Here is a 22,088-nt window from a genome sequence, read left to right as displayed (position 1 = left end):
TGTCGACGAACGACGCGGCATCAGTGAAAGAGAAGGCGTTAGTTGCGGATCAGCAGACAAAAAAAATGGTGCCACAAGGGCACCATTTTTAAAACCAGAACTCTTACTTACGGTAAGAGTGAGCCTGGTTGTCCAGACGCTGGTTAGCGCGAGCTGCGTCATCTTTAGCAGCCTGAACGTCAGAACGCACTGCGTTCACGTCGTTGCTCAGCTGGTCAACTTTAGCGTTCAGAGTCTGAACGTCTGAAGACAGCTGGTCGATTTTAGCGTTGCTTGAGCAACCAGCCAGCAGAGTTGAACCCAGGATTACCGCGCCCAGTACCAGTTTAGTACGATTCATTATTTATACCCTCTAGATTGAGTTAATCTCCATGTAGCGTTACAAGTATTACACAAAGCTTTTTAACTTGAGAATAATTTTTTGATAAGAACATGCTTAAACATGATCGTTCGCTCAAAGAAACAGCGGATCAAAGAAGAAGATAAAAAAATTTAGCTAAAACAGAGAGATTTAATCGGATTAACCTTAATTTCAGGGGCGTTTTTATTGTTGTTTTGGGCTGGCGTTTTCAGGAATCTGTATTACAAAGCCCATAAAAAAAGCGCCTTTTAAGGCGCTTTCGATAATAAAGCCATAAACCCCGTATTACAGCACGTGTACCGATGCGGTATTCGTGGTTCCACTTGGCACCAGCGCGCCAGAAACCAGCACAACAACATCGCCTTTTTGAGCAAAACCGCTTTCCAGCGCCGCTTCTTTACCCAGACGATAGAAATCGTCAGTTGAGGCAATTTCGCTGACCATACGCGTCTCAATACCTTTGCTCAGAATCAACTGACGCGCTGTGGTGGCATTGGTGGTTAAGGCCAGGATGGTGGCGTTAGGGAAGTACTTACGCACGGCCTTCGCTGATTTACCGCCTTCTGTTGCGACAACGATAAGTGGCGCTTCGAGCTTCTCGGCGGTTTCAACGGCACCACGGCACACCGCTTCGGTGATACGCAGTTTGCGGTTGTCATTCTGCTCATCAATGCGCGGCTTCATCACGCGGTCGGTACGCTCACAGATGGTCGCCATGATGGTGACCGACTCCAGCGGATAACGGCCTTTCGCACTTTCGCCCGACAGCATGACGGCGTCCGTCCCGTCCAGGATGGCGTTCGCTACGTCGCCGGCTTCTGCGCGAGTAGGGCGTGGATTCTTGATCATGGAATCCAGCATCTGGGTGGCGGTGATAACAACCTTACGCGCCTTATTACATTTTTTGATCATCATCTTCTGCGCGAAGATCACTTCTTCAACCGGGATTTCAACGCCCAAATCGCCACGGGCGACCATGATGCCGTCAGACGCATCCAGGATCTCGTCGAAGTTGTTCAGGCCTTCCTGGTTTTCAATTTTAGAGATGATCTGAATATTTTCGCCGCCGTGCTGCTTCAGGTGCTCACGGATTTCCAGCACGTCAGAGCGCTTACGGATAAAGGACGCGGCAACGAAATCAACGCCTTGCTCACAACCAAAAATCAGGTCGCGTTTGTCTTTCTCGGCCAGCGCAGGCAACTGGATAGAAACGCCTGGCAGGTTAACACCTTTATTCTCACCTAAATCACCGTTGTTCAGGACTTCACAGATGACGCTGTTTTCGGTGACTTCAGTCACTTTCATGCCGATCAGACCATCGTCAACCAGAACGGTATTGCCGATTTTCAAATCGTTGGCAAAGCCAGAATACGTCACCGCAACACGTTCGCTGTTGCCAATCACGCTCTGGTCAGTGGTAAAAGTAAAGGTCTGGCCAGCTTTCAGTGACACATCATTGCCACCTTCCAGCTTCATGGTGCGGATTTCCGGACCTTTGGTATCCAGCAGAATAGCGGCAGGAATGCCAGTTTTTTGGGTGACAGCACGCATATTGGTGATGCGCTGACCGTGTTCTGCATAGTCGCCGTGCGAGAAGTTCAGACGCATCACGTTCATGCCTGCTTCAAGCAGCTGGGTCAACATCTCTTCGGATTCGGTTTTTGGGCCGATAGTACAAACGATCTTAGTCTTTTTCATGACGGGTTATCTGTAAGTTGTGATGGATGATAAATAGGGTTTCGATGACAGCGCACCGAAATGAAAACGCTGGTTGAAAGAGAAAAGGGTGATACAGGATAAGAATAGGTGACGAAGGCCAGGCGTGCAGAGAAGTTGCGTGGTTAGTTGGCTTAACCACCGGGACGTTGTTGCGCAAACAATCTTAATTATCGTCATAAGCACGTAGTCGCTGAAACCTTTCAAGTAAACAACGCGGCCAGTATAATCACTAAGTATGCGAAAACCAATCGAAAAACAGTACGTAAAGGTAATGTAAATCAAGAAATGGGTTGTTGCGCAAGTGAAGAAAGGAAGTAAAAGAGTGGTGCGCTCTAATGGACTCGAACCATCGACCCCCACCATGTCAAGGTGGTGCTCTAACCAACTGAGCTAAGAGCGCAAAGTAAATTTGGTGCGTCCGAGTGGACTCGAACCACCGACCCCCACCATGTCAAGGTGGTGCTCTAACCAACTGAGCTACGGACGCACTTGGTGCGCTCTAATGGACTCGAACCATCGACCCCCACCATGTCAAGGTGGTGCTCTAACCAACTGAGCTAAGAGCGCAACATGCTGTCAGGGCGACAGCGGGGACGAATATTAACGACAGCGCAGAAGGCTGGCAAGGGGAAAAACGCAAAATTGCAAATGAATGAACATCATCTGTGCGAAGCGTCGTTTTTTTGAACGTAACGGGCCTGTTACGGCCCGTTCTGCTTTTAACGCGATGCGCGCGAAAGGATTAACGCGGCCGGGAGTTGCTGCAAACGCCGAACCCGCCACAGCATCATGACGGCGGCTGAGGTCAGGCCGACAATAAACCCACACCAGAATCCTGCCGGGCCCATGCGCGGCACCACCCAGTCGGTCAACGCCAGGATATACCCTGAAGGCAGCCCCAGTAGCCAGTAGGCGATAAAGGTTATAAAGAAAATGGACCTTGTGTCTTTGTAACCGCGCAGGATACCGCTGCCAATCACCTGAATGGAATCCGAAATCTGGTAAATGGCGGCCAGCATCATCAGTTGAGCAGCCAGCGTCACTACGTCGGGGTTATCGTTATAGAGCTGCGCAATGTGATGGCGGAAGGTCACCGTAAAGATCGCCGTAAGCACGGCCATACTCACGCCCACGCCCTGCGCGGTCCAGGCGGACACGCGCGCCTGTTCGGTTGATCCCTGACCCAGACGATAGCCCACGCGAATGGTTGTCGCGACGCCCAATGACAGCGGCAGCACGAACATCAGTGAGCTGAAGTTCAGGGCAATCTGGTGACCAGCCACATTCACAATGCCCAGCGGGGAGACTAACAGCGCCACCACGGCAAACAGGGTCACTTCAAAAAACAGCGCCAGGGCGACCGGCAGGCCCAGACCGGCCAGACGTTTCAGAATGGCGGCCGAGGGCGATGACCAGCGCTGTTCAGGCCGGATATCCTGCATGCTGCGCATGCGCCGCACCCAAAAGCGCATACAGATAAACATCGCCCAGTAAACGGAGGCGGTAGCGACGCCACAGCCCACACCGCCCAACGCGGGCATACCAAAATGCCCATAGATAAAGACATAGTTGAGCGGAATGTTGAGCATCAATCCCAGAAAGCCCAGCACCATGCCGGGCTTGGTTTTAGACAGCCCTTCGCACTGGTTACGCATCACCTGAAAAAACAGGTAACCCGGCGCGCCAAACAGCAGGGCATGCAGATAACCTTCCGCTTTTTCAGCCAGCAGCGGATCGATATCATGCATCGAGCGAATAAAATAGCCCGCGTTCCAGAGGACCAGCATGATGAGCAATGAGAGAAAAAACGCCAGCCAAAACCCCTGACGAATCTGTTCAGCAATGCGCTCGCGGCGACCTGAACCATTAAGTTGCGCAATGGTCGGCGTCAATGCCAGTAAAACACCATGACCAAACAGGATGGCGGGAAGCCAAATGGACGTGCCAACAGCGACGGCGGCCATATCCGTGGCGCTGACGGCGCCGGCCATAATGGTATCTACAAATCCCATCGCGGTTTGCGCCACCTGAGCCAGGATAACGGGAATCGCGAGGGCCAGCAATTGACGCGCTTCTGTTAAATACTTCTGCACGTAAACACCTGACTTGTGTGATTAATAAGGAAATGAGGACGACTTCAGGCGAAGTCGGGACTAGTGTAACTGCCGCAGCCGATTTCTCCAATCTTTGTCACGCTTTGCGGTTGCGCATCTCTCAGCACGTTGAAATCTAAAAGTTAAGCGCGCCTGTGATAAACTGGAGGCAAACTTCACAGAGGCAAAGATTATGTTTACCGGTATTGTGCAGGGCACCGCAGAAATCGTGTCCATTGAAGATAAAGGTTTATTCCGTACTCATGTTGTCCGGCTTCCCGCTGAACTGGTGCCAGGCCTGGCACTTGGCGCATCCGTGGCCCATAACGGCTGTTGCCTGACCGTTACCGAGATTAACGGTGATTTGGTGAGTTTTGACCTGATCAAAGAAACCTTACGCGTGACCAATCTGGGCGACTTGCGCCAGGGCGACGTGGTGAATATTGAACGCGCGGCCAAATTCAGTGATGAGATTGGCGGACACCTGATGTCGGGCCATATCATGACCACGGCAGAAATTTGCAAAATTATCCGCTCTGAAAACAACCGCGAAGTGTGGTTCAGGATTCAGGATCCTCTGCAGATGAAATACATCCTGCACAAAGGATTTGTCGGCATTGATGGCATCAGTCTGACTGTGGGTGATGTGACAAAAACGAAGTTCTGCGTCCATTTGATTCCTGAAACGCTGGAGCGCACCACTCTGGGAGCCAAAACCTTTGGCGATCGGGTCAACATTGAAATCGATCCCCATACACAGGCCATTGTGGATACGGTAGAGCGCGTGCTGGCGCAGCGTGAAGCCGCTGCCGTGAAGGCACTTGCGGAGCAGGCCGATCAGCCGGAAGCCGATCACGAATAAGGCCCGCCTGGCAACAATCTTGTTGTCATCCGCATGCGGGTATTGCAAAAAAAGCAGCCCTGTTATCAGGGCTGCTTTTTTATCGGGAAACCGCTGACGCGCCGTCGCGTTTCGTCGCCCCGGCATCTCAGTCAACCGACCTGAGCCGGTTCGGGCAATGCGCGGCGCCAAACCGCAGCGCGTCCTGTTACCGTGCTACGCGCAATCCCCCCTCTATGCCTCGGCTAAACACCACCTGCCATAGCTGGATCTCGCGGGCGCGAAACGCACCCGCGCAGGCATTCAGATAGTACGTGAACATGCGGCGGAAGCGTTCGTCATAGCGCCCGGCAAGCTGCGGCCAGGCATGTAAGAAGCGTTCGTGCCAGGCCATCAATGTCGTGTCATAGTCCGCGCCAAAGTTATGCCAGTCTTCCATAATAAAATGGGGTTCGCTGACGTCGGCGATATGGCGCAAAGAAGGCAGGCAGCCGTTCGGAAAGATATATTTGCCAATCCAGGGATCGACATGCATATCCGTTTTGATCGCGCCTATTGTGTGAAGCAGGAAAATCCCGTCAGGCTTCAGGTTGCGATCGACCGTAGCAAAATAGGTGGGGTAATTTTTAGGCCCGACATGTTCAAACATGCCCACGGACACAATGCGATCAAACTGCTGATCGAGATCGCGGTAGTCCTGCAACAGGATTTGGACATCCAGCCCCTCACAGCGCTGTTGAGCCAGTTTTTGTTGCTCTGCCGAGATGGTTACGCCCTGAACGCTCACGCCATAATTTCTGGCGGCAAAGGCCGCCAGGCCGCCCCAGCCGCAGCCGATATCCAGCAGGCGCATTCCCGGTTTGAGTTGCAGCTTGCGGCAAATCATATCGAGTTTGGCTTCCTGCGCCGCCTCAAGCGTGGTGGCGTCTTTCCAGTACGCGCAGGAATACTGCATGTAAGGATCCAGCATCAGGCTGAAGAGATCGTTGCCTAAATCGTAGTGGGCTTTACCCACCTGCCAGGCCCGCTTTTTGGATTGCAGGTTCACCAGACGCGCCAGCGCAATACGCAGGATGTCCTGAATATGATGCGGCAGTTGCTCGTCGAGTTTATGCTTCAGCGCCCGATGAAAAAACATATCCAGCCGCTCGCATTCCCACCAGCCATCCATATAACTCTCGCCCAGGCCCAGCGATCCTTTCTGCAGAACCCGTTTGAAAAAATCGGGGTGTTTAACCTGAATATCCCAGGGCCGCGAACCGTTAATTTCAATATCGGCTTTTTGCAGTAACTCCTGAACGATGCGATACCAATGGTTACGTTCGATGCCTACTTCTTCTACACATGATGAACTCATAGCCACTCCATCACCAGAACCGTCAGAACCTGAGAAAAAGCAGGAGCTGTTTCTCAGGATTATGAGAAAAGTCACAGATGACGCCTTGCGCCAGACAACAAAAAGGGTACAGAGAAGAGAAAACGTCGGTATCCATGCAGCGTTGCTCACACAGATGCCGTCACAGCCTGAAGGCTGTGTGAAACATTTTTATTATGATGACAGTGCGAGTGGGTCTGGCAGAGGAGGCACACTGGCAGACCCTGATTCAGTCAGTGAAAACGGGTAACACGCAAATCGTTGCCTCAGTGATTATCCTGGCAGGGATGTGCAGATGAGGCAATATCAGTTTGTGCGCCGGCGCGGCGCTGTAGCTGATAGCCCATCCATGCCAGACCAATCGTCACCATCATAATTAGCGTGGTCGTAAACAGAGCCTGGATCAAGCCTGCGGACACCGCAAGGCTGGCGGCAAAACAGAGTCCGAGCTGAAGCGTGTTCTGCAATGCCGCCGCTTTCCCGGTGGCATTTGGGAAGGGCAGCAGCGCACTGGACACCACAATCGGATAAATCGCGCCATTTGCCAGCGCCATGCCGCAGAACGGCACCAGTAACGCCGTGAGTGACGGGCTTCCCGAAAGCGCGACGGCAAACAGCGCCCCGACACTCAGGCTATAGACGCCGAGCAGCCACGGCAGCAGCGTTGCGCCAGAAAACCGGTTGAGCAGCGCACGGCAGCCAAACCCGCCGATTAAAAAGGCGATGGTTTGGGGAATATAACTGAGCCCGATATCCGCAGGAGACAGACCAATATCAGCCAGGATAAACGGCGAACCCGTCAGCCATGCAAAAAAACTGGCTGAGCAGGCGGAATACATCAGTACGTTACCGCTGTAGGCACGTGCGCGCAGCAGCGTCAGAAACCCAGGCTGCGGAGCAGGGGAACGTTGCTTTTTTTGCGGCGAAGGCAGGCGCAGCGTGACCAGGATGAGCGCCACAGCAATTCCCGTCAGCACCGCAAAAATGGCGCGCCAGTGAAAATGGCCGATCAGCCAGGCGCCCAGTAACGGCGCCAGGGCGGGAGACAGCGCGACGAGCGGCATAATGGTAGCAAAGACTTTATTAGCCTGTGACTGAGGATAGCGATCGACGACCAGCGCCTGCCAGCTGACGGCCGCCGCGCACACGCCGATAGCCTGCACAAAACGCAGTACCAGCATCAGGATCACATTATCTACCCACAACATACCCGCACAGCCCAGAGCAAACAGGGCGAGGCCTGCCAGCAGCACCGGCTTACGCCCCAACCGATCAGATAAGGGGCCCCAGACCAGTTGACCACAGGCAAAACCGGCCAGAAACAGACTCATGCTGGCGCTGATCATCCCGGCTGACGTGCTAAAACTTTGCTGCATAGCGCCGAAGGCGGGCAGGTACATATCGGTTGCCAGAAAGCCCAGCATACTGAGCACGGCAAGATAGGGAATAAAGCCTTTTGAAGCGGACATCGGGTTCTCATCAGTTGCAGAATAAACGCGGGGCAGTGTAAAAGCTGTACTTCACGCTGTGAAACGGTAAAATTTGCCTGTTGCTGTTAAAAATTTTGAAGGCAAATTATGTGGTCTGAATATGCGCTGGAAGTGGTGGATGCGGTCGCACGCGGTGGCAGCTTTAGCGCGGCCGCCCAGGAACTGCACCGTGTGCCTTCTGCCATCAGCTATACCGTTCGCCAGCTGGAAACCTGGCTGGCTGTGCCGCTGTTTGAACGCCAGCACCGGGAGGTGATTCTCACGCCGGCGGGCGAGCATTTCGTGCGGGAAGGGCGCAGCGTTATCAAAAAAATGGATGCCACACGACGTCAGTGTCAACAGCTCGCCAACGGCTGGCGCGGTCAGATTGGTATTGCCGTCGACTGCATCGTCAAACCGCAGCGGACCCGGCAGTTTGTCAGGGATTTTTACCGTCATTTTCCCGACATGGAGTTGCACATCAGCTATGAGGTCTTTAACGGCGTCTGGGATGCGCTGGCAGACGGGCGAGTGGATGTGGCGATAGGTGCGACACAGGCGATTCCGGTGGGGGGGCGTTTCGCCTTTCGCGATATGGGCACCCTGAACTGGCGTTGCGTGGTGGCGCATCAGCATCCTCTGACGCAGGTTGCTACGCTGGATGATGAGGCGTTGCGCTACTGGCCTTCTCTGGTGCTGGAAGATACGTCACGCGCGTTACCGCGTCGTATGACCTGGGCGCTGGATAACCAACGCCGGCTGGTGGTCCCGGACTGGCAAACCGGTCTGGACTGCGTGCGCGCCGGCTTGTGTGTCGCGATGATACCCGGCCATTTAGCGCGGCCCTTACTGGACAGCGGCGAGATGGCAGAGCTGAACTTACCACAGGCGTTTCCGGAAAGTCCCTGCTGCGTCAGCTGGGCGGAAGATCGCGCATCACCGGCGCTGGGGTGGTTACTCCAGTACCTGGGCGATGCGCAAACGCTAAATCAGGAGTGGTTGAGCGAGGATTAACGGCGGTAATCGCGATAAGGACCATAGCCCACCGAGCGTCGCTCAATAAGCGTCGGGTGGACTTCAATCGTCTGCGACTCTTCCCGCTTACTGGTAATGCGATCTAACAACATCTCCAGCGCTTTCTCACCCAACTGGGCTTTAGGTTGATGCACCGTGGTCAGTGCCGGAGTGAAATAGCGCGCATTGCGCACATTGTCGTAACCAATGACGGAGATATCCTGCGGCACGCGCAGGCCCATTTCGTCGGCCGCGCAGATTGCGCCCATCGCCATGATGTCGCCCCCACAGAATACGGCGCTTGGGCGCTGCTTCTGTGACAGAATCTGCTGCATGGCCTGATAGCCAGATTCGGGTTCAAAGTCACCCTGCACAATCCATTCGGCACGTGGCTGAATACCCGCTTCTTCCAGCGCCTTAAGGAAACCGGCATGGCGACCGCCTCCCGTGTTACGCTCCATCTGGCCGGGAATGGCACCAATATCGCGATGACCACGCTCAATCAAATAACGTCCCGCCAGATAACCGCCCTGAAAAGCATTGTCCAGTACGGTATCGGTAAAGTCGGCACGGGATTCGCCCCAGTCCATCACCACCATCGGAATATTGCGGTTCGCTTCCAGCATTTGCAGCAGATCATCCGGATACTCTGAACACATCACCAGAAGCCCGTCAACGCGCTTTTGCGCCATCATCGACAGATAGGCGCGCTGTTTTTGCAGGTCATTATGTGCGTTGCCCAGAATCAGGGTATAGCCTTTATCGAAGCAGTGATTCTCAATGGCTTCGATAATTTCAGCAAAGTAGGGCGCTTCACTGGACGTGGCGAGCAGGCCCAGCGTTTTGGTGTGATTCACCTTCAGGCTACGCGCGACTGCGCTGGGAGAATAATGCAGTTCCCGAATCGCTTCCCACACCGCTTCGCAGGTATTTTCTGCGACAAAGCGCGTTTTATTGATGACGTGTGAGACGGTCGTGGTGGACACGCCCGCACGCTTCGCCACATCTTTAATTGTTGCCATGTAAATCGAACTCCCGGGCCTATCTAAATTATTGATAAGCATATTGTTAAACGTTTGCGTCAGCGGACGGTTATTTCTGCGAAAAACATCGCTTTTCTGTCCGGTATTGAGTCATCAGGGCAGGAAATAACGTCTGAAAAGGGCGCGGACGCAACCGATATTGCGCGCTGTTGCGCAACAAAGGGGGGATTCTAACAAGGCTGTGCGGATAAAACGAGATTTTTACCCACGCGTATGTGAAAATGCTATCACCTTACAAACGTCAGGGTTAAAGGAGAGGGGATGAGTACCGATTTAAAACTGTCATTAATGACGACGGCAGCCGCACTGTTGATGATCATCGCGTTTAGCTTCACCGCTATTCTGCACTAGCCGCATTCGTTTGCAGCGACGCTATACTGGCTGACTGCGCGTCCAGCCTTGCCGGTGATACGTCCTGTCTGTCAGACCGTATCACCGGCAAGTGCGGCATTTTCGCCCGGAACACCCCGCTGCACAATCGGGGCGATATGGGCAATAAAAAAGCCGGGAAGCTGCCTTTCCCGGCTTTTTTGTATGAAGGACGTTTAGCGAACGGTCTTTGGCGTCATAACGCGACGCGCACCAATATAATGGCGCTGCCAGTAATCTTCGCTCAACGCACTGATTTGAATATCTTTACCGGTACGCGGTGACTGAATGAATTTACCGTTGCCCAGGTAAACCCCGACATGATCTGCGGTTCCACGCCCGTTGATGCGGAAGAAAACCAGATCGCCTTTTTCAAGGGATTCGCGGTTGACCGGTGCTGCATCCCGCAGATGGTACATTTCGTTAGCGGTACGGGGGATCTTAAACTTCACGACGTCTTTGTAGGCGTACCATACGAGGCCACTGCAATCAAAACCCGTATGGGGCGATTTGCCTCCCCACTGATAACGCTTGCCAAGTTGCCCCATCAGTTTTGCCATCGCCGTTTCACGCGCTTTCTGGTAACGCTGGCGATGCGCTTTACTCATTTTAATGGTGCCGGTTTCGGTATTGTCTGCCGTTAACGCCTTCGCAGCACGTTGATGACCATACCGTTTTTTGCTGGCGGCATTGGCGGCGACTTTTTTGCTCAGCGTCTTGTGCGAGGCAGTCGTTTTAGCGAGTGTTTTGTGCGTGATGGTGTGAGAGGTCGTTTTGCTGGTTTTCGTGGTCTTACTGACTTTCTGAACAGCGGAGGCGCGACTTTTTTTAGATGAGGCTTTAACCGCGCGTCGTTTGCGCCGATCATCGTCGCGCGCACTTTTTTTCTCTACCTTATGCAAGCTGGCCTTAACCGTCGCATGCGGGGAGGCAGCAGCGATGTTAAAGAAGAGTTGCGCAAAAGCCAGAATAAGAAGCGTAATGATTGAACGCATAGTCCGTTTACTGGTTAAGCTGTCAGATCAAACAGGTCTCTGACAAAGTTAAGAAAAATCTGATCACCGATCAGCGCCGAAGTCATTCTAGTCCAGTTTTTTTTAAAAGAGTAAGTCCTTTTTTTATTAATTGCTGGCCTGGATAAAAATCAGGCATAAATCAGGAATTTCAGTCTCTTATAACAGCAAATTCATTGCAAATTATGAATACATTCATAGTCTTTGTCACAGTTTCCTGCGGATGCCTGACCAGCTTACTTAGCAAACATGGCGATTTAACGTCAGACGAGCCAAAATCTCGTTTTCAGTCCTGGCGTGAAGTCGCTACAATAAAGAAACACGAAGTGACGAATTAAGGAAGGCAATAATGAGTACTGTAGAAAAAATTCAGCGCCAGATCGCAGAAAACCCGATCCTGCTGTACATGAAAGGTTCGCCGAAACTGCCAAGCTGCGGTTTCTCTGCGCAGGCGGTCCAGGCGTTGTCTGCCTGTGGTGAGCGCTTTGCTTACGTGGATATTCTGCAGAACCCGGATATTCGCGCAGAGCTGCCAAAATACGCCAACTGGCCCACGTTCCCGCAGTTATGGGTTGATGGCGAACTGGTCGGCGGCTGCGACATTATTGTTGAAATGTTCCAGCGCGGCGAGTTGCAGCCGTTAATCAAAGAAACCGCTGAGAAGTTTAAAGAAGCGGAATAACTGAAAAAGGCCGACCTCGTCGGCCTTTTTTACGCGCGTTACTCGGTTGTTTCTCCACCCGTCGCCGACGCTTCCGTAACAGCTAACGGCCAGCCTCCCAGCCGTTTCCAGCGGTTAACCAGCTCACAAAATAAGGTCGCCGTTTGCTGTGTATCATAGAGTGCGGAGTGCGCCTGACTGCTGTCGAACGCCATGCCTGCGGCTTTGCAGGCTTTTGCCAGCACGGTCTGGCCCAGCACCAGTCCGCTCAGCGCGGCCGTGTCGAAGGTCGCAAAGGGATGAAAGGGATTGCGTTTCAGGCCCGCACGTTCCGCCGCCGCATTCATAAAGTTCAGATCAAACGTGGCGTTGTGAGCGACCATGATGGCGCGGTTGCATCCGGTCTCTTTGATGCCTTTTCGCACCATTTTAAAAATGGCATGCAGGGCCTCATATTCGGTGACTGCGCCGCGCAAGGGATTCGTGGGATCGATGCCCGTAAACGCCAGCGCTTCAGGGTGCAGGAGCGAACCGACAAAAGGTTCCACATGAAAATGCAGCGTCTCGTCGTGATGAAGCCAACCCTCATCATCCATTTTCAGGGTGATGGCAGCGACTTCCAGCAGCGCATCGGTTTGCGCATTAAAGCCCGCCGTTTCAACATCGATCACGACAGGATAAAAACCACGAAAGCGTTGATTGAGTGCGTTGGGGGAAGACGATTCAGACATCAGGATCTCATTGCAGAAAAAGGGCAGCGCGTAGTATGCCAAAAAAGCGCACTCTCTGCAGCAGATGTGGGCGAGGGAAGTAAGAATCAGCCTGCAGGGGGCAGGCTGATGGGCGGCAACGGTTAGTTACCGAGGCCGTGACCGGCATGTTTGTTTTCGATCAGCTCGATCTTATAACCGTCAGGATCTTCAACGAAGGCGATGATGGTGGAACCGCCTTTCACCGGGCCCGCTTCACGGGTCACGTTGCCGCCGTCGTTACGGATACGTTCACAGGTCGCCGCGACATCATCAACGCCCAGCGCAATGTGGCCATAAGCATTCCCCAGGTCGTAGCTGTCTACGCCCCAGTTATAGGTCAGTTCAATCACCGCGCCTTCGCTCTCTTCGGTGTAGCCGACGAACGCAAGCGTATATTTATATTCAGCATTTTCGCTTTGACGCAGCAGACGCATGCCCAGCACACGGGTGTAAAAATCGATTGAGCGTTGTAAATCGCCAACGCGCAGCATGGTATGAAGTAAACGCATAGTTTCCTCTTTAAAAAAACGTCATCCCCGGATGACATAAATACGCAGTATAGCGACGATCATCGCCAAACAATAACCGCAGCCGTGACACCTTCTCACGGCTGCCTGCTGTTTTACAGCGCAGGATAATCAGTATAGCCCTCTGCGCCACCGCCGTAGAACGATTCGGGACGTTGTGGGTTAAGCGGAGCATCTTTTTGTAAACGCTGCGCCAGATCCGGGTTGGCGATGTAGTCACGACCAAACGCAACGGCATCGATCAGGCCACGGCTGATCAGGTCATCGGCTTTTTCGACGGTGTAGGCGCCGGCACCAATGATGACGCCCGGGAAGGTATCCCGCACTTTCTGGCGGAACGCATCGCTGTAAGGCGTGCCGCCTGCCCAGTCCGGTTCGGACATGTGCAGATAAGCGATGTTGCGTTTCGCCAGCTCAGCGATAAACCACAGCGCATCTTCTTCTTCGTTCGGACCGTTATCTAGGTTCTGGAAACTGCCAACAGGCGACACGCGAATACCTACGCGGTCTGCGGACCAGTTAGCAATGGCGGCATCGACGACCTCCAGCGCAAAACGGCCACGGTTTTCCACGCTGCCGCCGTAGGCATCGGTACGATGGTTAGACGACGGCGACAGGAACTGATGCATCAGATAACCATGAGCAGAGTGCAGTTCCAGCAGGTCGAAATCAGCTTCACGCGCATTGGCGGCTGCCTGACCAAAATCCGCCACAATCTGCTGGATTTCACTGACGCTCAGCTCGCGCGGCATCGAGGTATCATCGCGATACACGCTGCCGTCTTCAGCACGCAATGAGGTGCGGGTGCCTGCCGGAATGGCGGACGGTGCAACCGGTGCCTTACCTTCAGGCTGAACGCTGTTATGTGAAATGCGGCCGGTGTGCCAAAGCTGGACTGCGCTGTGGCCGCCTGCCTGATGAATGCCTTCATTGATGACTTTCCACGCGGCAATTTGTTCCTGCGTGTGCAGGCCTGGCGCGCCCGCATAACCTTTCGCCTGGAAGGAGACCTGAGTCGCTTCAGTGATAATTAACCCCGCACCCGCACGTTGGCGATAGTATTCGGCCATCAACGGCGTCGGGATATCGCCCGGTTCGATGCTACGTAAACGCGTCAGTGGGGCCATAAAGACACGATGAGGAACGGTAATTGCGCCCACTTTTAACGGACGAAACAACTGAGTACTCGCCATAACAACTCCTTTCAAGTAGACCGGTCGTCTACAAATGGTGGTTTTTTTAAACCAGCGGTTTTGTTAGCCACTGTTCGATGGTAATTAAGGCCAGCCGAATGGGCTGTGCATTACGGGATAGCTTGCTCTGTAAACTTGCACCCAGCCAGAGAACATACAGCAGTTCAGCCAGTTGCTCCGGAGGCGAGGGTAGAGATAAATCCTCTTCGTGCTGTGCCTGCGTCAGCGCCTTAGCATAGGCGGCGATAACGTGGCTGGCTCCCTGCTGCAAGGCTATGCGCATAGGCTCTGACAGGTCGCAGACTTCGGCTGATAATTTTACGCTCAGGCAGCCCACAATATTGCCCTGCCGTTCAAACAGATCGAGCGCATGGCGAAAATGGGCCAGTAATCGCTCACCCGCCGATCCCGCAGGCTGGAAGAGCTGCTGCTCAAGGTTCTGCAGGTAACGGACAAAGTACCGCTCAAGCAACGCCACGCCAAAGGCTTCTTTAGAGGGAAAATAGTAATAAAACGATCCCTTAGGGATCTGCGCCTGGTTCAGTAGCTGGCTCAGGCCCATGCCGGTAAAGCCCCGTTGCAGACAAAGCGATTCGCCTGTCGTCAGCAGGTGTTCCCGGGTTTCATTACGTTGCGGCATCTTATTCATGGGGTTCATCCTGGTAGACCAATCGGTCTAATGCAAACTTTTATCGCGCGCCAGGCACGCAGTGTTAAATTGAAGGTGATTTAGAATGAATAAATTGTTCAAGTTATGATTATTTCTTGCACAAATGCCGGACTCTGGCTTCAATAGACGTATCACCGTTTCAGTAGAGGCCGTTGTGGCAGAGCAGCTTGAGTTTTTTCCGGTACCCAGTCCCTGCCGGCGTATTTGCGAAACCGATTCACGTGGCTACTGCAAAGGCTGCCTGCGCAGCCGTGAGGAACGTTTTAACTGGCTGCAATACAGCGACAGTCAAAAGCGTGAGGTGCTCCGCCTCTGTCACCAGCGCCGTTTGCGCCTGTTACGTCAGCAGCACAAAGAAGAACCGCAGGAACCGCAGCAACCCACCTTATTCTGACCGCATGGTGATTTCCGTTATACTCCCTGACACACATTCAGCCTCAAGGCCACAGGGAGAACACCATGTTACAACCGCAAGCCATCGCGCCACAGGGTCCCGACTTTTCACCGCTGATTATGGGCTATTGGCGTTTGATGGAATGGGGCATGACACCACAGCAGCTGGTGGGGTTTATTGAGCACCATCTTTCACTGGGCATTTCGACGGTCGATCATGCCGACATTTATGGTGATTACCGCTGTGAGGCCGCATTTGGTGAGGCGCTCAGACAGGCCCCGGGATTACGTGATCGGCTGCAGATCGTCACCAAGTGCGGTATCGCGACCCGCGCAAAACCTGAACACCAGATTGGCCATTACATTACGGAAAAAGCGCATATTGTGGCCAGTGCCGAACGCTCGCTGGGACATTTCAATACCGATCGCCTTGATCTGCTGTTGATTCATCGCCCCGACCCGCTCATGGCGGCCGATGAGGTTGCCGAAGCCTTTCTGCACCTGCATCAGGCAGGCAAAGTGTTGCATTTTGGCGTGTCCAATTTTACCCCCTCGCAGTTTGCCCTGCTGCAGTCTCGTTTGCCGTTTAGCCTCGTGACCAACCAGCTTGAGATCTCACCCGTTCAGCAACATGTTCTGCTTGATGGATCGCTGGATCACTGCCAGCAGCAGCGTTTGCGCCCAATGGCCTGGTCGTGCCTGGGAGGCGGACGTCTGTTCAGCGATCCGCATTTTCAGCCGCTGCGCGACGAGCTTGAAGCCATTCGTCAGGAGATCGGGGCATCAAGCCTTGAGCAGGTCGTCTATGCCTGGGTGATGCGTCTGCCGAGTAAACCCTTGCCCATCATCGGGTCAGGCAAAACCCATCGCATTACAGAAGCGGCAGGGGCGGCCGGGCTGACGCTCAGTCGGCAGCAGTGGTTCCGCATCCGCAAAGCCGCACTGGGCTATGACGTGCCCTGAGCGTAAACATTCGTCAATTTGCGGCAATCTTTGCGCTACGGGGCCAGGCTTAAGCTGAACCCCAGAGCAAAAAGGAGCCACAATGAAAGTGAACGCAATTGCGATAGCGACGCTGTTAGCCTGCGGTGCCGCGCAGGCGGCCAGCGAACAGGTGACAATTCATGCCATTTCGGCGCAGGGAATCGGCAATGCCATCGGCACGGTAAATATTGAAGAGACGCAATACGGTTTGCAACTGACGCCCATGCTGGAAGGACTGAAGCCGGGCATTCACGGTTTTCATGTCCATGCGAAAGGCAGCTGTGAACCCGGCGAATCGGAAGGAAAAAGGGTGGCCGCGGGGGCGGCAGGGGGGCATCTTGATCCGGCGAACACCGGCAAGCACCTGGGGCCTTATGCTGAGGGCCATTTAGGCGACCTGCCTGCGCTCTATGTCGATGCGCAGGGTAAAGCCACCTATCCGGTGCTGGCACCGCGCATTAAAACGCTGAGTGAGGTGAAAGGCAAAGCGTTGATGGTGCATGTGGGCGGGGATAACCATGCGGATCACCCACAACCTTTGGGCGGTGGCGGGGCACGGTTTGCCTGCGGTGTTATCTGACGCTGAGTGTCGCTGATGGCGGCAGATTTTGCCGCCATCACGGCTTTTCGCTTGTTGACAATTTGTTGTAGCATCATCGTCTTATTCCCCCCTATGATACTGATTCCCGTTACAAAGCCTGACAAACTGAGGAGCAGTGCAAATGAAATGGAAGGGCGCCTGGCTACTGTGTCTGTTGCTGGCAGGATGCGATAAACCCAATGATACGCAACTGATCACAGAAACAGGACGTGAACTGCAGCGCACCATTGATACCAGTTCAGCACGCCTTCGCTGCGAAGAGATTGCGAAGGGCCGTGAACGGCTCAGTCGGGATGTGCGGCAAAAGCTTGAAGCGCAGCATTGCCAGAATGTTCTGCGCAGCGCCACGGAAACCAATTTCACGGATACCACCATTTACCGGCACAACACGACAATGATTTGTGGTGGCATCCTGGGCAAAAGTTTTACGGGGTCGATGATTTACCGGCGTTTTATCTATTCACCCGACGAAAAAGCCCTGGTGATTGAGCCTGTTTCCGAAGCCGATAAAACCCGGTTCGAAGGGCAAAAAACCGTTCAGCAACTTCAGGATGATTTTAACCGGCAGCACCAGCAGTATTGCCAGTAATCAGTCGGGAATCGCCTGTTTCAGCTGCGCCAGTGAACAGCGCAACCGCCACAGCAGGCCGGCCAGGGTGCTGGCGTCGGCACTGTTGACACTAAGCGCCTCTTCTGTGAGGCCCTGAAGCGCGTCCAGCGCGGTGTCCAGGTGGCGATGCTGCACACCGTGTAAGCTCATAATATTCTGCAGATTGTGCAATGCTTTGCTCCGGTACTGGTTCAGTATCGGGGTGTCTGTTTGCCAGTCACGCAGTTGCCAGACGAGATGGGAACAGTTAAGCAGAACGACGCCCCAACGCAGTAGCCAGACGCGCGCCGTTTCATCTTTACTGTTACTGAGTTGACCAATTTTATGATAAATCAGCGACTCAAAACGGTTTTGATCCCGGTGGGGATGCTGACGAAGCTGATCCAGAAACGCCAGCCTCAACGCCTGGATATGGCGACGGCTGCGGCGTGAATCGGAGCTGGGACGCAGGATCTGGAAAGCCAGCCAGGCCAGCAGCACACCGCAGACTTTCGCTATGTTATCGTTCACGAACCCCTGATAATCCCAGTCGGGCGGATTAGTGACGGCCAGAAACGACCCCAAAAAAACAATAAACTGGCCCCACATCGCCGCCCGCTGTTTTTGCTGTACCCGGAACAGTTGTAGCGTCAGCAGCAGCGGAAACAGGATGGCCAGCAGTTGCCACAGCTGATTAAACTGCACCATCACACCAAATTTAAACAGCACGCTAAAAGCAAACAGCCAGAGCAACGTTTTCAGTAACAGCGTAATGCTGCCTGTGGGCGAAGGGGCCGAGGCGTAAAGGACACAGGCAATCGCCGTAAACGTCAGGGCCGAGGCGCCCGAGGTCCATTGTGTCGCGATCCAGAATGCGCAGCCTGCCACGATGATGCTGAATGTTCGTAGCGCACTCCAGCTGGCTTCGGCGCTGTCACTTTCGCTGGCCAGCGCAGACACTGCAGGCGGTTGAAAGCGGGTATCGGCATCAGCCTGTTCCAGCTGCCTTATCCAGCGCAACACATTGAGGTACATCCAGCAGAAGTAGCGCAACCGCTGACAAAACGCCCGTTGCCGGTAATCACCATCGCTGGCAGGGGTGATGCTGCGTAACAAAGCTGCCAGCCGGTACTTATCACAGTCCGGTTTTGCCAGCTCCTGCATAATGCGTGTTAAAGCCTGATACAGCGCTTCCGGCGCATCTGGCCAGTTCAGCAGCATGCGCCGCAGGCTGGACAGGACGCTGGTCAGACGAAGCTGCTGATGCAGGATATAGTTCAGAACGTTATTTTGGCGACGAAAGCGGTAATGGCTCCAGAATGCCTGGATACGCAATAAATTCATGGTCAGGATCTGGCCAATCACCGCTTCGTGAGCGTGACGGATCTCGTCGTTCCGGGTGTCCTGCAAGAGCAGCGTGGCGTGATCCAGCAGACGCGTGTGCATCTGCTTCAGGGCGGTGATCAGGGCTTCACCGTCTGACGTACTGGGCAGGATCATCATCATTAAACCCGCACAGAGCAGCCCGGAAATCACCTCACAGACGCGCGCCTGGGCAATGTCCCACAGGCCACTGATATCGGTCAGATTGACACAGCTAAAGGCAATGATCGCCGCAGTGTACCCGGCCAGCGAAAACCCATAGGCGACATTATTTTGATAGTGGTTGGCCACCCAGGTACACAGCGCCAGCCAGCCTGCGATAAAAAAGGCAAACAGCCAGGGTTCATTAAGCGTATGGCCCGCAATCAGCAAGGCGGCCGTTGCCCCCAGCAGGCTTCCAACAATACGTCCCAGACTCTTACTGATCACACCGCCGATTGTCGGGAAGCTTACCACCGCAGCGGAGGTCATGGCCCAGTAGGGTTCGTTAAGATCCAGTCCATAGGCAATGCTCAGGGCCAGGCACATGGCAGTCGCGTTACGCAGAGCATAACGCCACTGATTGCTGTCCGCTTTCAGCCAGGGCAGGTTTTGCCAGGCCAGTCCGTTGAGGTTCATGGTTGTATCGTAATCGTGCAGGTCGTACCGGCGATTAACAGAGCGTTATCCGGGAGAGCATCGAGACGAATGCGTACAGGAACACGTTGAGCAAGGCGCACCCAGGGCACGTTCGGCTTGATATCGGGCAGCAGCCCACTGTCGACGTCCAGACTCTGATCGTAAATCGCGCGCCCTATGCTCTCAACCTGACCGGATAACTGCCGGCCCGTACTGTAGAGCGTCACTTGCGCGGCCGCACCCGGACGAATATGGCGCAATTTGGTCTCTTCAAAGTAGCCCACGACATAAAAAGCGTGACTGTCCACCAGCGCAAAAAGCGGAGTGCCAGCCGTGGCGAAATTGCCGGGACGTAGGGTCAGATTGCTGACCCAACCGTCCGTGGGGGCGTTCACGGTGGTTTGCTGTAAATTCCATGCGGCCTGTTCACGCGCGGCCTGCGCGGCCTTGACGTTGGCCTGCGCCGCCGCTGCATTCAGTCGGGCGACATCCAGATCTTCGCCCGAGATGGTATTGCGCGGCAGTTTACTGCGCCGGTTGAATTCATTTTGGGCTTTCGCCATATCGGCCTGCGCCTGACTCAGCTGTGCGTCGGCTCTATGCAAAGCGATTTGCCAGGGCACAGGATCCAGCGTCAGTAACCGATCCCCTTTATGTACAAACTGATTATCGACCACGTTCAGTGCCGTGATCCGTCCCGAAATTTGCGGGGTGATCGTGACCAGCTCGACACGTACTTTGCCGTCGCGCGTCCACGGTGACTGCATGTAGTAGTTCCAGGCCCACCAGGCGCTGAGAAGCGCCAGCGTGAAAACAATCAACGTAGAAAAGTACTTTAATCCTGAAAGGTTCATCTTTTTCATCCGTGCGCCATTAACCAGAGTGCGCCTGTTACACACAACACAAACAGCGAGAGATCAAACAAGGTGGGATGCCAGACCTCACCCGACGCAAGCCAGCCGCGCAGAAGCGGGTGGATAAATAACCAGAGAACAAAACCGGCCAGCACCGCTTTAAACAGAGGAGGGAAATAGAGTGAGGCGCCGAAAATCAATTCGGAAAGCGGGCTGATGCTGAAAAATCCTTGGCGAATGATATCCATTGCAGTGCAGTATCCTGGAACCTGTGCGTGAAACAATTTCAGCCGAAACTGTTCACTTGGTTATTTGTAATTTAAACTTCGGGCTTGCAAAATGCTATACAATGCAGCTTGATAGCTGCGTACATACATTATAAGGAGATAGCATGGATACCCCTCTCGGCACGGATCTGTCCAGGCTGGTGCGAATCTGGCGAGCACTGATTGATCAACGTTTGAAGCCGTTAGAGCTGACTCAAACGCACTGGGTAACACTGCACAATATCCATCAACTGCCGCCTGAGCAGTCGCAAATCCAGTTAGCGAAAGCCATTGGTATCGAGCAGCCTTCTCTGGTCAGAACCCTGGATCAACTTGAGGAGAAAGGGCTGATTACCCGGACCACTTGCGCCCACGATCGCCGGGCCAAACGCATTAAGCTGACACAACAGGCAGAGCCAGTCATTCAGCAGGTTGAACACGTGATTGATATTACCCGGGATGACATTCTCTCCGGTATCAGCCGCGACGAAATCAACCAAATGGTGACGCTGATTGCGCGTCTTGAAAAGAATATTCTCGAACTGCAAAACAAAGAGAAATAAGACCGACGCGCAGTGCGACCGGCACCGGCGTCGGTTGGTCACTGCGTTAACGCGGAGAAACGGTAACCTGACTACCGTCGGTGGCCAACGCAACACGTTGTCCGACTGAATAACGGCTGGCTGCCTGTTTCTGCACCACCATAATGGTGTTGCCGTCATCCTTACGGATTTCCAGCTCAACGCCGTCAGTTTTGTTCATTGCGCCTTGTACGCCCTGACCTGCAACGCCACCCAGCACCGCGCCCCCCGCTGTTGCCAGGCTACGTCCTGCACCACCGCCGATGGTATTACCCAGGAATCCACCCAGTACAGCACCGCCAATGGCCCCAATGATGTTGCTGTCGTCTCCACCCTGGATTTTAACCGGGCGAACTGAGACTAAGGTACCGTAAGAAACACTTTGTACCTGCTTGGCCTCACTGGCACTGTAGGTATCGCCCGATAACGTATCGGTATTGCTACAGCCCGCCAGCATCGCACCAGTCAAAGCGACCACAATTAAACGCTTAATCATTTGAAACTCCTTTATTCAAGAATGCGCCATCTCTATCGCGAAATCCTGTAAACAGTATAAGACAGAAACCTGGCGAATTAACCTTCTGCGGAATAAAACTTGGCTGTCGACAGCATAGACCGCAAATTTTTAACAATGATTCAATCAATCATAAAAATATCCGGGACGTTAACCACCAGACAGTTTGTTGATTTAAAACAAAGTAATCATGGATTCAGGGCCG

At 53.8% G+C, this 22,088-nt stretch carries 24 protein-coding genes and 3 tRNA genes; 9 read left to right on the top strand and 18 right to left on the bottom strand.

The window, feature by feature from the left end; all coding sequences use genetic code 11:
• Nucleotides 1-103 precede the first annotated feature (103 nt).
• The 6 genes from C1N59_RS11475 to C1N59_RS11450 form a co-directional block, all read right to left on the bottom strand.
• Nucleotides 104-340, bottom strand: a complete 237-nt coding sequence (locus C1N59_RS11475; protein WP_006118977.1) for a major outer membrane lipoprotein — start codon at nucleotides 338-340, stop codon at nucleotides 104-106.
• Between the two features lie 306 nt (nucleotides 341-646).
• Nucleotides 647-2,059: a pyruvate kinase PykF gene (gene pykF / locus C1N59_RS11470; RefSeq protein ID WP_033741152.1), complete on the bottom strand. Its 1,413-nt coding sequence runs from the start codon at nucleotides 2,057-2,059 to the stop codon at nucleotides 647-649.
• 344 nt (nucleotides 2,060-2,403) lie between these two features.
• Nucleotides 2,404-2,480, bottom strand: a tRNA-Val gene (locus C1N59_RS11465).
• Nucleotides 2,481-2,490: 10 nt separating this feature from the next.
• Nucleotides 2,491-2,567 (bottom strand) — tRNA-Val (locus C1N59_RS11460).
• A gap of 3 nt (nucleotides 2,568-2,570) precedes the next feature.
• Nucleotides 2,571-2,647: transfer RNA gene (locus C1N59_RS11455), tRNA-Val, on the bottom strand.
• 152 nt (nucleotides 2,648-2,799) lie between these two features.
• Nucleotides 2,800-4,173, bottom strand: coding sequence for an MATE family efflux transporter (locus C1N59_RS11450; RefSeq protein ID WP_006118979.1), 1,374 nt, complete (start codon nucleotides 4,171-4,173; stop codon nucleotides 2,800-2,802).
• Nucleotides 4,174-4,366: 193 nt separating this feature from the next.
• On the opposite strand from C1N59_RS11450, the gene C1N59_RS11445 reads away from it, so the two are divergent.
• On the top strand, nucleotides 4,367-5,035 hold the full coding sequence (locus tag C1N59_RS11445; RefSeq protein WP_033741155.1) for a riboflavin synthase: 669 nt from the start codon (nucleotides 4,367-4,369) through the stop codon (nucleotides 5,033-5,035).
• Between the two features lie 187 nt (nucleotides 5,036-5,222).
• Here C1N59_RS11445 and cfa read toward each other — a convergent pair whose 3' ends face one another.
• Both cfa and punC read right to left on the bottom strand, forming a co-directional pair.
• Nucleotides 5,223-6,371 (bottom strand): cyclopropane fatty acyl phospholipid synthase, encoded by a 1,149-nt coding sequence (gene cfa / locus C1N59_RS11440; RefSeq protein WP_033741158.1) that lies wholly within the window; start codon nucleotides 6,369-6,371, stop codon nucleotides 5,223-5,225.
• A gap of 284 nt (nucleotides 6,372-6,655) precedes the next feature.
• Complete coding sequence (gene punC / locus C1N59_RS11435; RefSeq protein WP_277281973.1) at nucleotides 6,656-7,858, bottom strand: purine nucleoside transporter PunC; 1,203 nt, start codon at nucleotides 7,856-7,858, stop codon at nucleotides 6,656-6,658.
• Nucleotides 7,859-7,966: 108 nt separating this feature from the next.
• Here punC and punR point away from each other — a divergent pair, with 108 nt between their 5' ends.
• Nucleotides 7,967-8,872 carry a DNA-binding transcriptional activator PunR gene (punR, locus tag C1N59_RS11430; protein WP_394549536.1) on the top strand — a complete coding sequence of 302 codons (906 nt, stop codon included), beginning with the start codon at nucleotides 7,967-7,969 and terminating at the stop codon, nucleotides 8,870-8,872.
• Here punR and purR read toward each other — a convergent pair.
• A complete protein-coding gene (gene purR / locus C1N59_RS11425) occupies nucleotides 8,869-9,894 on the bottom strand; it encodes an HTH-type transcriptional repressor PurR (protein ID WP_006118983.1) in 1,026 nt (341 codons plus the stop codon). The two genes, punR and purR, sit on opposite strands and share 4 nt — an antisense overlap.
• A 282-nt stretch (nucleotides 9,895-10,176) precedes the next feature.
• Here purR and C1N59_RS11420 point away from each other — a divergent pair, with 282 nt between their 5' ends.
• Nucleotides 10,177-10,266 (top strand): cytochrome bd-I oxidase subunit CydH, encoded by a 90-nt coding sequence (locus C1N59_RS11420; RefSeq protein WP_100208612.1) that lies wholly within the window; start codon nucleotides 10,177-10,179, stop codon nucleotides 10,264-10,266.
• 194 nt (nucleotides 10,267-10,460) lie between these two features.
• Here C1N59_RS11420 and C1N59_RS11415 read toward each other — a convergent pair whose 3' ends face one another.
• On the bottom strand, nucleotides 10,461-11,279 hold the full coding sequence (locus C1N59_RS11415) for a C40 family peptidase (RefSeq protein ID WP_394549534.1): 819 nt from the start codon (nucleotides 11,277-11,279) through the stop codon (nucleotides 10,461-10,463).
• A gap of 364 nt (nucleotides 11,280-11,643) precedes the next feature.
• On the opposite strand from C1N59_RS11415, the gene C1N59_RS11410 reads away from it, so the two are divergent.
• The gene (locus C1N59_RS11410) at nucleotides 11,644-11,979 is read left to right on the top strand and encodes a Grx4 family monothiol glutaredoxin (RefSeq protein ID WP_170317969.1); all 336 of its coding nucleotides are present in this window, start codon (nucleotides 11,644-11,646) and stop codon (nucleotides 11,977-11,979) included.
• 38 nt (nucleotides 11,980-12,017) lie between these two features.
• On the opposite strand, the gene rnt is transcribed toward C1N59_RS11410, so the two are convergent.
• From rnt to C1N59_RS11390, 4 genes are all read right to left on the bottom strand, one after another.
• A complete protein-coding gene (gene rnt, locus C1N59_RS11405; protein ID WP_394549533.1) occupies nucleotides 12,018-12,689 on the bottom strand; it encodes a ribonuclease T in 672 nt (223 codons plus the stop codon).
• A gap of 122 nt (nucleotides 12,690-12,811) precedes the next feature.
• Nucleotides 12,812-13,219 (bottom strand): lactoylglutathione lyase, encoded by a 408-nt coding sequence (gene gloA, locus C1N59_RS11400; RefSeq protein ID WP_033741163.1) that lies wholly within the window; start codon nucleotides 13,217-13,219, stop codon nucleotides 12,812-12,814.
• Nucleotides 13,220-13,332: 113 nt separating this feature from the next.
• Entirely contained in the window at nucleotides 13,333-14,430 is a 1,098-nt protein-coding gene (locus C1N59_RS11395; protein ID WP_394549531.1) for an alkene reductase, read from the bottom strand.
• 46 nt (nucleotides 14,431-14,476) lie between these two features.
• Nucleotides 14,477-15,079 carry a TetR/AcrR family transcriptional regulator gene (locus tag C1N59_RS11390; protein ID WP_394549530.1) on the bottom strand — a complete coding sequence of 201 codons (603 nt, stop codon included), beginning with the start codon at nucleotides 15,077-15,079 and terminating at the stop codon, nucleotides 14,477-14,479.
• A gap of 124 nt (nucleotides 15,080-15,203) precedes the next feature.
• Between C1N59_RS11390 and C1N59_RS11385 the strand changes: the two genes are divergently transcribed.
• From C1N59_RS11385 to C1N59_RS11370, 4 genes are all read left to right on the top strand, one after another.
• The gene (locus C1N59_RS11385; RefSeq protein WP_191091045.1) at nucleotides 15,204-15,494 is read left to right on the top strand and encodes a DUF1289 domain-containing protein; all 291 of its coding nucleotides are present in this window, start codon (nucleotides 15,204-15,206) and stop codon (nucleotides 15,492-15,494) included.
• A gap of 65 nt (nucleotides 15,495-15,559) precedes the next feature.
• Nucleotides 15,560-16,456, top strand: coding sequence for an aldo/keto reductase (locus tag C1N59_RS11380; protein WP_033741168.1), 897 nt, complete (start codon nucleotides 15,560-15,562; stop codon nucleotides 16,454-16,456).
• An 82-nt stretch (nucleotides 16,457-16,538) separates the two neighbouring features.
• Nucleotides 16,539-17,057 carry a superoxide dismutase [Cu-Zn] SodC gene (gene sodC / locus C1N59_RS11375; protein WP_394549528.1) on the top strand — a complete coding sequence of 173 codons (519 nt, stop codon included), beginning with the start codon at nucleotides 16,539-16,541 and terminating at the stop codon, nucleotides 17,055-17,057.
• A gap of 142 nt (nucleotides 17,058-17,199) precedes the next feature.
• Nucleotides 17,200-17,667, top strand: a complete 468-nt coding sequence (locus C1N59_RS11370; RefSeq protein ID WP_039340576.1) for a hypothetical protein — start codon at nucleotides 17,200-17,202, stop codon at nucleotides 17,665-17,667.
• Here the strand turns inward: C1N59_RS11370 and C1N59_RS11365 are convergent, their stop codons facing one another.
• The 3 genes from C1N59_RS11365 to C1N59_RS11355 are packed head-to-tail and all read right to left on the bottom strand — an operon-like array spanning nucleotide 17,668 to nucleotide 20,770.
• The gene (locus C1N59_RS11365; protein ID WP_394549526.1) at nucleotides 17,668-19,668 is read right to left on the bottom strand and encodes an FUSC family protein; all 2,001 of its coding nucleotides are present in this window, start codon (nucleotides 19,666-19,668) and stop codon (nucleotides 17,668-17,670) included.
• Entirely contained in the window at nucleotides 19,665-20,522 is an 858-nt protein-coding gene (locus C1N59_RS11360; RefSeq protein WP_394550832.1) for an efflux RND transporter periplasmic adaptor subunit, read from the bottom strand. Before C1N59_RS11360 ends, C1N59_RS11365 begins: the two co-directional genes overlap by 4 nt.
• 5 nt (nucleotides 20,523-20,527) lie before the next feature.
• Nucleotides 20,528-20,770: a DUF1656 domain-containing protein gene (locus tag C1N59_RS11355; protein ID WP_006118996.1), complete on the bottom strand. Its 243-nt coding sequence runs from the start codon at nucleotides 20,768-20,770 to the stop codon at nucleotides 20,528-20,530.
• Between the two features lie 143 nt (nucleotides 20,771-20,913).
• On the opposite strand from C1N59_RS11355, the gene slyA reads away from it, so the two are divergent.
• Nucleotides 20,914-21,351 carry a transcriptional regulator SlyA gene (gene slyA, locus C1N59_RS11350; RefSeq protein ID WP_006118997.1) on the top strand — a complete coding sequence of 146 codons (438 nt, stop codon included), beginning with the start codon at nucleotides 20,914-20,916 and terminating at the stop codon, nucleotides 21,349-21,351.
• A gap of 46 nt (nucleotides 21,352-21,397) precedes the next feature.
• On the opposite strand, the gene slyB is transcribed toward slyA, so the two are convergent.
• Nucleotides 21,398-21,865, bottom strand: coding sequence for an outer membrane lipoprotein SlyB (gene slyB, locus C1N59_RS11345; protein ID WP_006118998.1), 468 nt, complete (start codon nucleotides 21,863-21,865; stop codon nucleotides 21,398-21,400).
• Between the last annotated feature and the right edge of the window lie 223 nt (nucleotides 21,866-22,088).

It is taken from the genome of Pantoea sp. SGAir0183 (assembly GCF_043545505.1).
This window is presented reverse-complemented; position numbering and strand designations above follow the sequence as displayed.